Below are 246 nucleotides of genomic sequence, written 5' to 3'. Positions count from 1 at the left end.
AGTCTGGATACAGGGTGCGAAACGGCGTCAGCCCGTCGTCGCCGGCATCGGCGAGGAGGTTGGACAGGCTCCAGTTCTCCTGCGGTTCCAGCGCCTGCACGTCATGGCCGCGCGCGATCAGTTCTCGCAATACCCCACGCAGGAAATGCGCGTTACCGTGGTTCCAGCAGGAGCGCAGCGAGTGGGTGAGATAGACGATCCTCATGCCGCGACTTTCGCGCTGGGCGTCACCAGCCCGGCATACAG

General features: G+C 64.2%; 1 protein-coding gene. It reads right to left on the bottom strand.

Going from position 1 to position 246, the window contains the following annotated elements; all coding sequences use genetic code 11:
* Positions 1–205: hypothetical protein (locus AC0IYH_RS33300; RefSeq protein ID WP_471838686.1), on the bottom strand; the 205-nt coding region annotated here is incomplete at its 3' end.
* Positions 206–246 lie beyond the last annotated feature (41 nt).

The sequence above is a fragment of the Pseudomonas sp. AC463 genome, from assembly GCF_979253585.1.
The sequence above is the reverse complement of the archived record's forward strand: the minus strand, read 5'-3'. Positions and strand labels throughout refer to the sequence as shown.